19 protein-coding genes are annotated in these 15,723 nt (G+C 40.0%); all 19 read left to right on the forward strand.

What is annotated here, in order from left to right; all coding sequences use genetic code 11:
* Positions 1–57 precede the first annotated feature (57 nt).
* The 19 genes from DQX05_RS21955 (at position 58) to DQX05_RS22050 (ending at position 15,692) form a co-directional block, all read left to right on the forward strand.
* A complete protein-coding gene (locus DQX05_RS21955; RefSeq protein ID WP_119795600.1) occupies positions 58–387 on the forward strand; it encodes a hypothetical protein in 330 nt (109 codons plus the stop codon).
* 35 nt (positions 388–422) lie between these two features.
* Entirely contained in the window at positions 423–770 is a 348-nt protein-coding gene (locus DQX05_RS21960; protein WP_119795601.1) for a hypothetical protein, read from the forward strand.
* A gap of 411 nt (positions 771–1,181) precedes the next feature.
* Complete coding sequence (locus DQX05_RS21965) at positions 1,182–2,213, forward strand: DUF6094 domain-containing protein (protein WP_119795602.1); 1,032 nt, start codon at positions 1,182–1,184, stop codon at positions 2,211–2,213.
* 60 nt (positions 2,214–2,273) lie between these two features.
* Entirely contained in the window at positions 2,274–5,384 is a 3,111-nt protein-coding gene (locus DQX05_RS21970) for a helicase-related protein (protein WP_119795603.1), read from the forward strand.
* Between the two features lie 190 nt (positions 5,385–5,574).
* On the forward strand, positions 5,575–5,892 hold the full coding sequence (locus DQX05_RS21975) for a hypothetical protein (RefSeq protein ID WP_119795604.1): 318 nt from the start codon (positions 5,575–5,577) through the stop codon (positions 5,890–5,892).
* Between the two features lie 143 nt (positions 5,893–6,035).
* Positions 6,036–6,353 (forward strand): hypothetical protein, encoded by a 318-nt coding sequence (locus DQX05_RS21980; protein ID WP_147385222.1) that lies wholly within the window; start codon positions 6,036–6,038, stop codon positions 6,351–6,353.
* Positions 6,325–7,449: a hypothetical protein gene (locus tag DQX05_RS21985; protein WP_182914868.1), complete on the forward strand. Its 1,125-nt coding sequence runs from the start codon at positions 6,325–6,327 to the stop codon at positions 7,447–7,449. The genes DQX05_RS21980 and DQX05_RS21985 overlap by 29 nt, the downstream gene beginning before the upstream one ends.
* Before the next feature lie 14 nt (positions 7,450–7,463).
* On the forward strand, positions 7,464–8,501 hold the full coding sequence (locus DQX05_RS21990) for a Mov34/MPN/PAD-1 family protein (protein ID WP_119795607.1): 1,038 nt from the start codon (positions 7,464–7,466) through the stop codon (positions 8,499–8,501).
* Between the two features lie 58 nt (positions 8,502–8,559).
* Complete coding sequence (locus DQX05_RS21995) at positions 8,560–9,405, forward strand: ThiF family adenylyltransferase (RefSeq protein WP_119795608.1); 846 nt, start codon at positions 8,560–8,562, stop codon at positions 9,403–9,405.
* Positions 9,402–9,728: a hypothetical protein gene (locus DQX05_RS22000; RefSeq protein WP_147385223.1), complete on the forward strand. Its 327-nt coding sequence runs from the start codon at positions 9,402–9,404 to the stop codon at positions 9,726–9,728. The genes DQX05_RS21995 and DQX05_RS22000 overlap by 4 nt, the downstream gene beginning before the upstream one ends.
* Positions 9,729–9,986: 258 nt before the next feature.
* Positions 9,987–10,631, forward strand: coding sequence for a hypothetical protein (locus DQX05_RS22005; RefSeq protein WP_119795610.1), 645 nt, complete (start codon positions 9,987–9,989; stop codon positions 10,629–10,631).
* Positions 10,632–10,830: 199 nt separating this feature from the next.
* Positions 10,831–11,184: a hypothetical protein gene (locus DQX05_RS22010; RefSeq protein ID WP_119795611.1), complete on the forward strand. Its 354-nt coding sequence runs from the start codon at positions 10,831–10,833 to the stop codon at positions 11,182–11,184.
* Positions 11,171–11,467: a hypothetical protein gene (locus tag DQX05_RS22015; protein WP_119795612.1), complete on the forward strand. Its 297-nt coding sequence runs from the start codon at positions 11,171–11,173 to the stop codon at positions 11,465–11,467. The genes DQX05_RS22010 and DQX05_RS22015 overlap by 14 nt, the downstream gene beginning before the upstream one ends.
* 16 nt (positions 11,468–11,483) lie before the next feature.
* Positions 11,484–11,963 carry a hypothetical protein gene (locus DQX05_RS22020; protein WP_119795613.1) on the forward strand — a complete coding sequence of 160 codons (480 nt, stop codon included), beginning with the start codon at positions 11,484–11,486 and terminating at the stop codon, positions 11,961–11,963.
* Between the two features lie 42 nt (positions 11,964–12,005).
* Positions 12,006–12,842 carry a hypothetical protein gene (locus DQX05_RS22025; RefSeq protein ID WP_119795614.1) on the forward strand — a complete coding sequence of 279 codons (837 nt, stop codon included), beginning with the start codon at positions 12,006–12,008 and terminating at the stop codon, positions 12,840–12,842.
* A gap of 699 nt (positions 12,843–13,541) precedes the next feature.
* Positions 13,542–14,645: a tyrosine-type recombinase/integrase gene (locus DQX05_RS22035; RefSeq protein ID WP_119795616.1), complete on the forward strand. Its 1,104-nt coding sequence runs from the start codon at positions 13,542–13,544 to the stop codon at positions 14,643–14,645.
* Between the two features lie 16 nt (positions 14,646–14,661).
* Entirely contained in the window at positions 14,662–15,018 is a 357-nt protein-coding gene (locus tag DQX05_RS22040; protein WP_147385224.1) for a hypothetical protein, read from the forward strand.
* An 87-nt stretch (positions 15,019–15,105) separates the two neighbouring features.
* Positions 15,106–15,297: a hypothetical protein gene (locus DQX05_RS22045; protein ID WP_119795618.1), complete on the forward strand. Its 192-nt coding sequence runs from the start codon at positions 15,106–15,108 to the stop codon at positions 15,295–15,297.
* 26 nt (positions 15,298–15,323) lie between these two features.
* Positions 15,324–15,692: a hypothetical protein gene (locus DQX05_RS22050; RefSeq protein WP_119795619.1), complete on the forward strand. Its 369-nt coding sequence runs from the start codon at positions 15,324–15,326 to the stop codon at positions 15,690–15,692.
* The last annotated feature ends 31 nt before the right edge of the window (positions 15,693–15,723 follow it).

The following is a 15,723-nucleotide window of genomic DNA, read 5'->3' on the forward strand; positions in this document are numbered from 1 at the left end:
AGGAAGACTGAACACACTATGTGGCAGTCTTCCTTTTTATTTTAAGGAGGACTCATCATGACGTTAGCTTTTATTCAATCATTGAAACAAAACAGGTTGCCTAGACCCAAAAAGATAAAAAGAGAAGCGTACATTGCCAAAACAAAGTTAATGAAACCAGGCTATCCCCCGAACCTGTTGTTTACCAGTGAAACAAAGCGATGTTTTGGGCTGCTTTATGTCTCGCAAGTAGGTAATTATGCGGAATATCACCTGATTGAAGCGGGTTCGTTATGGGACTTTGATTTCAACGAAATGATTAGAGCCCACAAAAAAGATAGTCACTGGATTTTTCAATATGAAGGCGAACAGTTCAAATCTGAAGAGATAAAAACGCGTTTCAACTGATTGCCCAATAATATGAATTTATAGGAGGAATTCAAATGCAAAAGGAAGTCAATTTTGAAAAAGCGACTCCGGAGGAAGCTAAGAAAAAAGGATACAAGAAATTTAATGGTTGCATGCATTACCTTGTCGATATGTCTCATTTGACTCCAAAAGATGAGGCTGATTGGATGAATACGATATCGATTAAGTTGCCAAATGATCGGTATGTCACAGTATGTGTGATGCAACCAGGACTTGATCAAAGCTGCTTAGACATTTTCTTTCATACAGATGAAAATCATGAGGATAATGTCCGAGCCATTTGTTTGGCTAAGGGAAAGTTTCAAAAAATAGAAGGCAAAGGTCTCTATACCATTATCATTGAAGGAAATATGCAAAACTAAAGAAGTATGAGATGTCCATGTATGAGCATGGACATCTTTTTAGTTTGTTGATATAATGGGCACATTAAATCTAATGAATGCTCATAAGAGCCTGTTTTCAAGCGTCAAACCCTAAGGGTATCATGTGATTATCGATTTCATCGACATGAGGCGTCTTGTAAACGGGCTTTTTTTGCGTTCGCAAGATTATATAGGAACCTTTGAAGCTAACTCAGTGGGTTAGAAACAAAGGTTCCTTATTTATTTTAAGGAGGCGAATTTTATGTTATTGGGTATTTTTCTGATCCTGTTAGCCAATTTTCTCTTCTTCTTGATCTTTTGTGCTATCAAATGGTCCGTGTCAAAACTAATATCTAAATTGACTAAAGATGAAGAAATCATTGCATTTTTTGAGGAAGATGGTGATTCCATATGGCACGCTTAGGTTCTGAATCAAAAGCAGGCTATTTCGCAACGCCAATGGAAGAACTCTCTCTGTTATGCAGTAAACTCAAGTGCGAAGTGGATCAAGAACACGAAAGAATAAGGATATTGGATCCCTGTTGTGGGGAAGGTACAGCATTGCGCCTTCTCCATTCTCGTTTTAGGGAGATAGACGTCTGGACTGAAACATACGGGGTAGAACTAGAAAAATCCCGTTATGAGGCTGCTTCACAAACGGAAATTGATGTGGTGATCCACGATGGATATGAAAATTTGAGGACAGAACCGAAGTTCTCTTTACTTTGGTTGAACCCACCGTACCAGGACGGTTTCGGAGAGAGGGCTGAGCTTACTTTTTTGCGAAGATTAACAAGTGCAAAGTATGGTGTTCTGCAGAAAGACGGAATTCTTATGTTCTGTATCCCGCAGTATGTACTGAAGGATACGGCGAGCATATTGAGTGGTAGATTCCGTAATTTTAGAGTCTACCGTTTTACAGATGGAAATTATGATGTATTCAAACAAATTGTAGTCATTGCCACGTTAGGTAAAGGACCAGACAGCAAAGAGAATTATAAGCTGCTGAAATCTATCGGTGAAGGGACTAAAGAAATCCTTCCTACATTCGCTGAGATAGAACAGGACATTATCATTCCCGCTTCGACTGAGGATCTGATGGTTTTCCGTGCCGGTCGTTTACATCCTGATGAACTAAAGACAGATTTAAAAAATTCGTCAGTATTCCATGAAGTTGAGAAGAGGTTTATGCATCAGTGTCAAGATATCGAAATGAAGAGACCGATGCTGCCGTTAAAACCAACACATATGGGAGTAGCCATTGCTGCTGGTGCAGTCGGAGGAAATTTAGGAAGCCATATTGTTTCCGGTCTGACTAAACAGAGAAATGAAAACTCAAACGTCTATGATGATGATGGTAATTTATCGGGTCAACGAACAACCTATTATTTTAAAAGTGTTGTTCGAGTTTTTACACCTGATAATGTCTATGATCTCGAATAACGAAGCACATCAAGCGGGGGTAACATCCTCGCTTTATTATTTTTATGGAGGATTGCAACTATGAACAGTCAAAAACTGATGATGTGGGATACTCAAAGAAATTTTGAGGTTGATTTACACTTGATGGTCACGGATATGGATAAGAGAGGCGAGGGATGGGGGATCGTATTAGCCTCTTATGTAGGTATTCCCGATGCTGTTTCTGCCATAAGTGCAGGTATTCTAGAGGGGCGCACGCTTTCATATCAATCGGATCGTTTTGAACGAACCACGGAGAAATATAAACGGTTGGAAAAAAAGATTGGTATGGGCGATGTAGCCCATGGTGTAGTGTACAACAATATGCTTACCATAGATGGTGTTGAATCCATTTCTGGAGACAAGGGATCCGATTCCGCGTACATCTTTGCAGCGGACGGTGATATCGATACAGCCCTCTCCTTACATGTGATTGAGCGCTTTGGTTTCCCTTCGGAATGGATAAATCACTATCCAACTCTGTTTAAAAGCCGTATTCGTGAGCTTAAAATATTTCGGAATGAACTTTTTACTCATTGGGAACAAGCAAAATGTATTGAATTCAGGTGCTCGGAAGATGAAGCCATTGAGCTGATAAGGACAGCATTGCGAAGTGGGCAACTATGTATTCCTTCCAGCGATGTAATAGGTGAGTTTGAGTACGGGTGGGATCTCAAAACCTATATGCTCAGGAACGCGGAGCATCTAGCGCGTAAACTCGAACAAAAACAGCCGCGTCATACATTGGACTCACCGGTAGATCCAGCAATAGCGGATATGAAGCGGATTCCATTTCCGATTCAAGCCCACATGATCCAAGCGATTATCAATACAATATATGAAGAAAGTTGCATATGTGGCGGCGATATGGGGACGGGTAAATCGATTGTCGCATGTGGTGTATCGCATGTGATGCATGAGACAAAGAAACGGAGAAAAGCGAAGAAGGGAACGTCTATTTTACTTTCAGCACCGGGAATTACTTTACCGAAATGGAAGGACAAAGAGATAGCACTCACAATTCCTCATGCAAAGGTAAGGATCCTCCGTAACAGTGAGGATGTCCTCAAAATGTACCGAGAAGTGAAAAGTGGGTATCGTCCTGATCCTAACTCACTTGAATTTACTCTTGTAGGCATTGACCGAGCTAAATTAGACGGTGAAAAAGTCTTCTCAGGCATTTGGAAAAGACTAAAGGGGAAAAAGTCATATGCTTGGCATTGTCCGGATTGTGGCCAGCCATTGTATGTAAAAAATGATATCGGTGATTATGTTGAATCTAGCTGGGAGGATGCTGCAGCAGGCCTCGAACCTTCCGAGGAAGATATATTCGCAGCTTTAGCAAGCCATACCATGCAGCCGAATGGGATTCCATTATCACATAAAGTTTCCTTCCATAAGAAGCGGCTTATGTTAAAGTGTAATGCTCATGAAGCTGCTGAAGAAGCAAAGGAAGGTAACGATGATGAACAACGTAACTTGAAATGTAGCACCCCATTATGGCGGCCGGCACTGAAACAGCGTGCAGAGACTAGAAGGAAACCGAGGGTTTGCATCGCTCATGTGCTGAAGAAAATGAACAAATATTTTGACCTCTATATCTGCGACGAAGCTCATCAGTGCAAGGCGGAAGACTCTGGACGAGGTTATGCTTTTGCACAGATGGTTGCTGCGTCCAAACATGTCCTCATGCTCACAGGGACCGTCACGAACGGAAAATCGACTTCAATTAAGGAATTGCTATGGAGAACGGATGCTAAGTCACTTCTTCAGGCTGGGATAACGTACGAGTCGGGCGTCCAAGAGTGGGCATCCCGCTTCGGCAAACTTGAAAAGGTTGTATCGGTTGAAGAAGGTGACGAAGGGGTCATCACCAAGCGCAAACGGAGGGGGCAACAAGTAAGGGAAGCTGCAGGTATTGCTCCACAGCTTACGGCTAATTTCTTGCTTCATAAGAGTGGTTTCTTGGAGCTCAGCGATCTAGGATTGCCCTTGGTGAAATTAAAGGAAATACCAGTCTTTATCGACATGGACGAGGAGCATAAGCAGAAGTACATGTTTTTTCACAAACGCTTATATGATACATGCAAAAGTGTTTCTTCTGGAAGAGATAGCGTTGGTGTATGGTCAAAGTTTAATCCATCTACGATCATGTACGGTGATCGACCGGATTTAGGGGCTAAGGTGGTGATAGGCGAGGAATGTATCATAGCTCCCGCCTTAGAAGGAGAACTCCATGCCAAAGAGAGATGGTTAGTAGATTTGGTACGAAAGGAGCTAAATGAGAACAGAAGGGTAACGATTTATAATAACTTCACGGGTGGTTATGAAATGAATCAGCGCCTGCATGATATATTAACCCGGAGCGGGATAAGGTGCTGTATTCTAGATGAGCCAAATACCGAATTAAGACAGGAGCGTTTGTATGAGTTGGAATCAGACGAAGTACCTGTCATTATTACGAATATGAAACTCGTTGAAGTTGGACTAGACCTTATGTATTGGAATACGATTATTTTTTATCAATTAAATTATGAAGTATCTACGGTAAGACAGTCCTCAAGACGGGCTTGGCGAATAGGGCAAGAAAAGGAATGCCGGGTCTATTATCCTGTCTACAATGGTACTCAACAAATGACTCAATTTGTTCATGTCATGCACGCCCGTGGACACGCCCTAATGGTCGAGGGACGTTTGGACAAGTCGGACTTAGCAGAGTTTTCGCGCGATTCCCAATCCGCATTGGCCAGTGATCTAGCCAGCTGCTTTGCATCCAATAACCTGGTAGACACATGGAACAGACTGGCTACTAAAGACTTAGAAGGCATTGAAATGGTTGAAGAAGCTGAATTTGCAGCTATCCTGAAGGATCGTATGAAGGAACTCACGAATCAAACTTTGCTATTATGTGGTGTTGATATCAGTAAGAGACATGATACGGAGCAGAAAACGGCTGCGGACGAAAATATTTTTGGAACCATATTTGCTGAAGAGAGTATGGAGCGTATTTTCCCGGACATACAGCCTGAAGTGATTCCTGTGTTCGGGAATAAGTGTAAGCAGCCTGATAATGTAATTGAAATAAAGAACTTAAAAGATCAGAAAAAACTAAAAAAACGCGTGAATGAGGATCAACTGTGCTGGAACTTTTAAAATAGGATTTCAACTTGGCAGCACGACCAAACTTTGTTAATATAGGAGCATAACGATTTATTTTTGCTCTATACAGAGCCTTATCTCAAGCGATAAACCCTATGGGTGGTACGAATCATACAAGATCTTTCTTGTATGGATGACCTCCCGTAGGGTTTTTTTGTTACCTAAAAATGAAGGGGGTTATGAATTGAAAGGGAATATGGTAGATACCATTATGAGTGCTTGTGTGTGCGAGAATCACGTGAATGTAGTAGAGGGAAAATTAATGGCTATGCATTTAGTTGCATACTCGAATGAGTGTGGATTAATCGAGTTGCCAAATCATCTGGATTCATCACTTCTGATTTCAGCGTTTGAGGAGTTTTACAACTACGAATCAGATGAGTATGGAAGTGAAGACACAGATTATTTTAATGAAGGGCAAAGTATTATTGAAGTAAATCGGGCTTCTGATTTCAAGCGTATATTCACTGACATTCGGCCTGAAAAAAAGAGGTTTTTCTAGTGAGGGTACTTTTTCTGACTTATGATACCATGCAGAGGTATTTGGGTACTCTGGACACTTTGATATGTTTAACGAAGCTTATGGAGAACGGTTATGCCTTGAATTCCAGTATGCCTTTCCGCTGCGATTACCCAGGGGATTATATGGAAGAGGTATTAAGCGTTCTTTTTCGTTTCTGTCAGGTAATGAAAACTGATAACGTCCTTGAATATCAGATTTCATTAACGGCTGAATCTAAAAAGAAATTGTCGGGTTGTGTACAACACAAAGTACTCAGTTGTGAATACACAGGGCAAGTGATGACGGTAGAGACTAACGAAAAGGGATTAGTAATCCATTTTGAGCAAGAGTGGGATCTTTTTCTCCACTCTTTTATTGATGAACTAATGAGAATTAGCCAATTTCTATTTCATGTGGAGGATGAGGAATGCAATGAGGAAGGTAAGACTGGAGATCGGTGAACCAACGGAGCTGATAAAAGTTGAAGAAACCGTTAACGATCTAATCGTAAATCAACGGAAGATAAAGATGACGGATTTCACAACTGTCATTCTCAAACATTTGGATACGCATTTTCTCATGGATGCACTCTTGGAGGAAGAGGATTGGGATGAGATCATTCGGTCATTGTTGCACCGTACAGGTAGCTTAGGGATACGTCCCGATGAGTTGTTTGGGACTTTGTTGGATGCGGTGAACTTATATGAACACAATGGGTTAGCGTCTAAATTGTTTAGGGAACTAGGAAGCAGCATTAACCTGGAAGAGCTCGATTCTAAACTATGGACAAACATCTTAAATGGTTTACTAGAGAGAGTTACCCATGTGAAAGATATAAAGATTATCGAAGAGCTATTGTCCGCTCTAATTCGTAAATCAGAGCTATTTACGAATAAAGAAATGTTCTACCCAAAGCTGTTTAAGGCCATAACTTTAAATCTGCAAAAGGAGCAAGAGGAACTTGGTGCTTATGTAACAACTGCACTTGAAGCTCTGGATGTTAAAAAACTAAACCAGATCATTAGCCATTTTAGTTTGGATAGGAGCATCAGTTCACCTATCTTACCTAAAAACTGTGTGTTCTACCAGGAGGGGAAAAATCGAAGAGTTGTCGGAATAGAACACGAGAAATGTTTACATGATGTGGTATTAGAGGGTCACCAAGGTGGAGAACCAAGTCTATATAAAAACGTAGGGCACCCTAATTTGCTATTCTGGTTTGCTCAAATGAAGAATAGAGTGCTGGCAAAAGTCGCTGCTTATAAAGATGTCATTCTGAATGAAGAGACGAAATTGTACCACTATCCCTATTCAAATGTTAATACTGAGGGATCAATATGTTGGTCTACTTTAAATCAAGTAGGCTATAAAGATCTGAGGCAACTGGAGTCTTTACCCTATCGTTTTTTAAGGGCTCCCAAAAATTTTGACTTATATCAAAGAGATTATACGGGGAAAGACTTGCGATCATTATTGATCAGTATGCAAGACACTCCGTTCGATGAAGAGTTGTTAGTCCCTATGGGATTGAAAGTAGCAGATATTTTATACAATTAGGAGGTTTTATTTTTATGAGCTTTGACACTTTTATTCAATTAGGACTGTTTGAGGAAAGTGAAGTTACGAAGAAGAAAGAAGTAAAACAAAATAAAACAGTGAAGAAGCCGAAGTCTGCTGATACAGCTGCAGCTATGCAAAAGAAAAGCTCTAAGTATGCAAGTATGTCCAGAAAAGACCAAAATATCGAAGTGGATATGGATTTTACAGTCCACTACGCGAGCAGGTCGTTCCTCGTTTCCGATCTCATTGAGGAAGTTCCGGAGTCAGGGAAGGTTACGCTTGACCAGGTTCGAGAAGGTCTATTTCGGGAATATTATGAATTTACAGCTTCGAGAACGAAGTGGGACTACGATCTAGACCAGAAGAGATTATATCCTTTTGTCTTTATGGAGAAGATGGGCTCTTTACCATCAGCGATTCGAAGTTTCCACTGGACATTAGATGACTACGAAGAAAACAAGCTCGAGAAACCCGTACAGATTATTGCATCAAGAAATGGGGATCTCATCGAATGTCGAGAAACGGAGTACGTCAAAGTGAAAAGAAAGGCCCGTCAAATACGCGAGCTTGACCTGATAAATGAAGGGGTAGAGTTAAAATTAAAGAAGATTCCAATAAGGCTACTTAACCAAATTGTATCCTTTTTCAGGGTATACTCGGAAAAGAGTTTAGAAGTTCTGGTTTATCTTTTGTTCGATCACAGTACAGAAGCATACGAGGTGTTTGTTCCTTGCCAGGAGATATCTACATATGAAGTCAGAAGCTATGTTTCTCCTGATGAGCTCCTGTATAAAGACATTGTAATGGTGATTCACTCACATCATCAAATGGAGGCTAAGTTTTCGGAAATTGACGATATAAATGATCAAGCACTCCGAATCAGTGGAGTCATTGGTCATTTAACTCATGATAAGCCAAGTGTTCAATTCAGAACCGGATTTAACGGGACTTTCTTCTCGATACGGATAGAAGATTTGTTTGAGGACGACGGCAGTACTCTAGATCATCGTTTTCCGAGTGCTTGGACCAGAAGAATTATATCTAACTAAATAGAAACAAAAGAGGCTTTGCACACAGCATTGCCTCTTTTTATTAGGAGGAGCCAAGATGAATACAGTCCAGATTGATGGCATCGGGAAAGGTCTATATATCAATTTCTATCTAATCGGAGCGGGAGCCAATGGTTCGCATTTCTTCCGAAGCTTATGCCAGGATATACGAACATATATGGATGCGGACTCATTCCATTTATTCTTTGATGAAATCTTGCTAATTGATGGAGATATAGTGGAGAAGAAGAATTTAGGAAACCAATTATTTGATGAAGAAGATGTATCAAAGTATAAAGTGCATTCGCTAGCGGACCGATATGGTGGACATTATCATTTAAACATAAAAGCTTATGCGGATTATATTAAGGATGTTGCCATTATACAAAGGCTTATATGTCCGACGGCTTACGATGAGAGTCAGATTATTTTTATCCCCTTTGTTATTGCAATGGTTGACAACAATAAGACCAGACAAATCTTGCATGAACTCTTTATGAGCGATGAAACACCTAATTTATTGTACTTAGATGCAGGGGTTGAGGCAGTTTCAAAAGATAAAGATGAAACAAGCGGTTTTGGTGGCCAGGTGGTGCTTGGGTTCAAATTAGATAATCAGGTCATTCTGGAGCCGGTCGCGACTGTTTTTCCGGATGTCTTTGAAGAAGATGAAATCCCGATGCCCGGATGCGGAGCTACAACCTTATCAGCTCCACAACGAGCTACTACAAACAAGTTTGCGGCACAAATCTCCAATAATGTAGTAAATAATATATTGCACAATCATACAATTTACACGCATGTAATCAATTTTAATGCACAGGTAGCAGGCAGTAGAGCTCAGATGATCAGTCATGAACAGGTTAAAGCCTTTACGGAAGCTATTGAAGGGATGGGACTATGATGAGGAAGGCGAGATGGCTGAAGGAGGACAAAGATGTTATTATACTCAGTGAAGATAGCAAAAGCTTATATAGTCCCCAAGTCAGAATTAGAGATGGGATAAATGTTTACTATGTTCCTCGAAAAGAGCTACTCTATCTTGAAGATGAGGAATTGCTTGAGCGATTGAAAGAGATGCTCATATTAAAAAACCCGTCTAAACACCCTCAATACTTTTCAACTGTTAAACAGTTATTAAGAAGTGGTGCACCAATGGGATCATATCTTAGGAGTAAAACAGAAACAAAAAGAAAAAATGTATCAGGCGACCTCATGTTATTTTAAAAGATAAATACTGTTTGATTTCGATCAAACAGTATTTTTTCTTTGCTATAATCCATGAATTTGATATAATGAACATGTATTTATTTTTGGTATGCTCACTTTATTTTTATAAAGAAGAGCCTGAGCTCAAGAGTTTAAGCCCTATAGGGTGGTATGTAAAAGAGCGATTTATTTGTAGAACCAAATTTTCTACAAATAAATTCGCTCTACATCCCTCTATAGGGCTTTTTTGCGTGGATCTAAAAGGAGGGATTAACGGTGGTATACATTTTGGCCGTGATAAGTATCGTTTTGATGATTCTTTATGTGAAAGAAAAGGCAAAAGTAGCTTATTTTGAAGGGAAATTTTATGACTTTAAACAACGGGAACAGAGACTCCTAAATCGAATAGGGTCCCTAATCTACGCTGGGGAAGAGAATGAATTGGATAGCACTAAAATGTTAGTGGGTGAGAGGGAAAATGGAATGGAGGCTTCCAGCGATTTAGCGCCTTGTTTCGAAACATTAGAGGCGGCTCCGATGCCAGAGTTTTCAAGTAATTTTTTAAAGGCTTTAGGCATTAAGTCAGCTGATATTATCTTGGAGAATCAATCTAATGCTGAAATGCCAACAGAATCTGTTCCTGAGGATAATCACCTTGATATTGATGAAATAAATCTAAAAATTGATGTGCATGAGAGTGCCTTGGATAAAGACGGCTATCATTTTTGGGATTGTCAATTAAGTTCGAAGTTTAGTGAAGATCTTGTCTTACTATCAGACGGATTTACGCAGCATTATTTATCCCATCTAAAATTTCATGAAATAGACGAAGGGGACTGGATTAAGGTCCAAATTCGTCACAAAAATGGCAAGAAAGAGGTTTTAAACCTCTGGAAATTAGATAACGAAATTGCGATTTGACTAGGTCATACTTTTGACCTAGTCCCTTTTACTCTGGCTATACGCGTAAATTGTTGGATAATTCATATAATACAATAATTTACCTTGACATATATGAAATATGGACTATATTATTATTCTATATAAATGATACGTATCTAATTTATTATAAGAAAATACATAAAATTATTTACTTATCTGATACATAGAGGTGGCAGAATTGGAAATAAGAAAAGTAAACGAATTTATGGAATTAGTTAGAAAGTCGATAACTCACTATTGCCCCGAAATCACAAATAATGGTTCGAGAGGTTCGTTCACTTTACATTTCAACCCCAAGACCTCGGCTCGATTTGAATACAATACGTTTGAAACAATTGGGGTAGACGGAAAAGGGGCTCGTACCAAAAAAGTTAATTTAGATACAGATAACTTTGACAATATCTGTGACGTTGTTGAATTTAAGTTGCACACAAGTGACTTAAGATCGGGTCAACTTTGTTTCTTTTGTAAAGATGGCACAATCAAAACGATAAAAATAAAAGGGGGGGTCATTAAAAGTGATTTTGTCTAAAAGGCTCTCCCTTCCTAGATTTAGCGACGGTGATGATATGCTGCCGGCACTGCCTACGCCTGAGGCGATAGAAGACTGGATGTTTAGCGGATTAGCTATTCTTCAGAAATACGGGGTGTTACTGACTCTGATCCTTTCTCTCATGTTTCTAATTTTTAACCGACTCGCTAAAGCTAAAAAAAACCCGCAAGTAGCTCGTTTTTGGTCTTTATTAGCTTGGGGAATGATTTTCCTCACAATCCTATTTAGTATACTTCCTTACATGATATTGCATTTTTATTAACTGGAGGCGAATGATTATGGGTGTCGTTGTTCCTTTTAAGAGAAAAAAATCACCCGGTATAAGGGATCTATTTGATGGAATTTCGATAGATAAATATTACCAACACTTTGAAAGTGCCAATGAATGGCTGGAACATAAAAAGGAAATAACTACTTATTTCGGGTACCCTGAGAAACCACCAATAGCTCCTCCAAGAAAAGATATGAATTGGTATGTGGACGTTGAGAGAAATTTCGGGGTGTGGGTGTTAAACACTTCAAAAAAACCTTTGATTGCAAATCACAATCTGGTATGGGGATGGAGTCCTTTTATTAGAAAAACAACAGCGCCGGTCCATGAACCGTTACACCTTGAAAATGCAGAATCACGGGTTTACATTGCATGGATTGTTGATAAGGATGGATACGGGCAATACGGAACGGTGGACAAATTGGGTCAAGTCTGGATTCCTCATCCGAGGCCGCATAATTGGATAGACCATAATCATGTAAAATGAGCGGCTAGGGCCGCTTTTATTATATGAAAAGGGGGACCTACTATGATTCAAGCAAGGTTGAGTAATGGACATATTGTTTTAGCATCTGACGATTCTGAATTCGGGGAAACTCCTATATTCTGTTTTGATGCATCATGTGGAGCTGAGGTTATTTTCGTACCCTCAACGGGAATGAAGTCAGCACATTTTAAGACAACCGGTAAGTCAGAATCTTCTCGACACCGTCCATGCTGCGCTTTTTATCGACCTTTATCCATACCTGAAATGATTTCAAAAATAGCCGACTTTCAGAATGAACCAGACATTTTAAATTCCGCTAAGAATGTAATTAACCTCAACCTACGTAGCCTTAACCCGGAATACGAGAAAAAAAGTGTTGATCGTACACCAGCAGATAATAAGAAAAAAAATGAACCAAAGATAAAGGAGCCTAATGCATCTCCTAAATCGATTACTTCATTAAAGGGTGTAGTTAATTTACTTACTATGAACGAACCTGACCTTCTTTCCTCCATACACTTTAATATTGGTCGTGGGATAGAGGTACCCTTATCATCTGTTATCGTATCTCAAGATAAAGCACATGAGCTTTTATGGAGTGATCAAATACTGCCATTAACAGGCTACTTTGTTCATGGCCAGATAGAAAAGGTTTGGAAGGGGGAAAAAGTCATGCTCTTACAGTTTGCTGAAGTAAAAAACACGTCATTTAAGGTTGTTATATTTGAAAAGGATTATTGCCACTTTACATATAAGGCATCACAACTGGAGGGGCGGAATGTTGTTGCTTATGGACACTTACGAAAAAATGAATACAAAGGAAATATTAGTACTGAAATGATTATTAGATCGAATAAGTATCTTGAATTTGTCAAGTAAGATTGGAAGATAATATTGCCATATTGATTATAAAGAAGGTGGACCGTGTTGTACAAAATTGAATTCGTATCTAAACGAGTAAAGAAAGAAATACAAAGCCTAAATTTTAATGAACAACAAATCGTATCAGTGATATTAGATGCACTGAAAAAAAATGATGGAAATCTAGTCTCTGAAAAATTAAATAAATTTCCGGATATAAAAAGAACGAAGAAACATCGTGTAAGAATATTCTACAAAATTGATAACGATCATAAGCGAATATTGATTGGAAAAGTCTGTATAAGGGATTCGTCCTCATATAATCATGACATGAGAGAGTGGTTTAAGCATTGTGCTTAAAGAAGCTTCTTAATTATGGTTTCTTCTAGCCCGCGCAATGGTCATCTTCCGGCCATTTTTTCATCTTTGGCAGGATTTCGAGTGAAGGTAGGTGAAATGGCCACATGAATAATAGGGTATCGATAGGATTGTATGGATACTTGCTGTGTTGGACATTTGAACTACGCATAATACCATCAAAATTTAACTCGCAACAGAATGTACCTTCTCTTGTGAAAAGAGGTAGGACGAAACTTCACATTAAAAAACACATCACGGAATGTTCCTTCTGTGACGTGAATATGCTATAATGGATTTATGGAAAAATATTGATTCATTGATGGAACTGGCGTTATGCGTGATTGGGGGAAATAGGAAGTGGGACAAAACACGTCACAGAAGGTGGTTAAGCTGCCAAATGTGGCAGATGACTCGTTAATTTTTTGGAAGGAACGATTTATGCATGAAGAGATCATCGGAGTAAGGGATCGTGATATTGAAAAAAAGATTGATCTGCAGCTGCAGCGATTTCTTGTTTTCTATCAGGAGAGATATGGCCATGATCGAGTCTCAACCATAACAAAGCGTGATGTCGAAGCTTGGATGGATCATTTATATCCAGATGATCCGGATGCGCCCCATCCATTTGATGCATCGACGGCTAATAACCATAAGGCGCATTTGTCTAAGTTTATAGGTTGGGTGAAGGGGAAGGCCCCTCATCTGTTGCCTAAAGATCCTACAAAGGGGGTCAAAGACTTTAAGCTGCCGGCTCCGGAAGCAAGAGCGCTAAATGATGATCAGATTATCTCTTTACTCAATATTTGCGATCGGCTGGAACGGTTTCACCAGCTGAAGGGTCGAAGATGGAAAGGCAAGCAGGCACCATTGAAAAAGAATGCTCGACCGAAGCGAGATCGAGCTATTGTATTCATGTTATTAGATACCGGTATAAGAAGGGAAATGATTGTTAATCTAAACTTGGATCAATTAGATCCAAATGAACCTGATAAGCTTCGAAAGTCAAGAAAGGCCAAGTTGTTAAATGTTCAAGGGAAGGGAATGACACTCGTTAATAAGAGTCTGAGTTCTGATCTTCGAAAAGCATTGGCCGATTACATTGAGCATGAACGTGTCCGAGATACAGATGAAAACAGCAAAGCGCTCTTTCTTACAGCTTTATCTATACCAGAGCGAAGACCTGGAGGGAGGATGCATGTGCGGAGTATAAACCGTATTCTCCAAAAAATCGGGGAATGGCACGATGCAGAGCAAAATGATCCGGAACGAAAGATTTCACCGCTGCATCCGCATAGCTTGCGTCACACATTTGCCTTCGATCTATCCAGGCGGACGCAGGGAAATCCTTTTGTGTTGCAGGAGGAATTGGGGCATCGTAATGAAAGGTACATTTCGACTTATACCAGGAGTCCAGAAAAGGAAAAGGAACGTTATGGCGGGCTGCTGAACAGTGATGATTAGAAAGGGTGTACGACTTATGTTTGGATTCGGTGTTGGTGTTTGTAAAGTTTGTGGCTGTATAGAAGAGCATGCTTGTGTGACCGAAAATGGTCCCTGTTCATGGGCTAATGAGGATGAAGATCTTTGTAGTGCATGCGTCCCTGTAGTTGATTTTTATCCCCAAATGCATTTTTATCAATGTTCCAGTTGCAAGATTACATTTGGAATTGATGCGAGGTTGGAGGAACAGTCATCAGCTAATTGTCCGATTTGCCTCAGTGATGTAGACATTAATGATGCCGGCTCCGGTTATGTTTCCCTAACGCGGATTCCACTGGAACAGGTTGATCATCAAGAAGATATCATTGGAGAACACGAAGATGAAGCTTCGTAAGAGATGCAATTGAGGAGAGTTAATCTTAAAGGAGAGTGTGAGAAGTATGGAGTTTTCGATCAGGACTGTAGAAGATAGGAAGTGAACATGTTGAAAATCGATGATCGAGTGAGGTTTACCAAAGATGTAACCACTTGGAACGGAAAAGCGCGGCGTGCTAAAGTTGGGGATCAAGGTAGAATATTATGGGTTTTCAATAAGGCTGCCATAGTCCGAATTGACGGAAAGGCCCATGTTGTTCGTGATGTTCCAGCTTCTTCGCTCGAAGTAATTCAATGAATAGGGAGTTTGGAGGTTGGAACAGTATGACAGACGAGCAAAGGAAAAAGGCAAACACTGAACGAACAGCTGCTAATATGCGGCGACAGCAAAAAGCCAAAGAGGAACGCAAGAAAGCGAAAGCACGGCAGGAATTAAATGCTATTAATAACATTGTAGCGCCACAGTCTGCGACTGCAAACAAGAAAGAATCCGCACAGAAGGAACGGATTCGCAAAAGCGAAAACGCGAAGTGGAAACAAAAGCGATATGAACGTTACCAAAAACGCGTCTGGCCGGGTTGGAGGACGTCGGCACGACCGGGGAAAATCGTAAAATACAATATCAATGATGCGTCGCAAAACAAGGAAGATGAAGAAATGAATAGGAGAGTGGTGCGATTTGTTCTGCTATAACTGCTACACAGCAGGAAAAGCAGGGGTTCAA

Source organism: Paenibacillus thiaminolyticus (assembly GCF_003591545.1).
Taxonomy (GTDB): Bacteria; Bacillota; Bacilli; order Paenibacillales; family Paenibacillaceae; genus Paenibacillus_B; species Paenibacillus_B thiaminolyticus_A.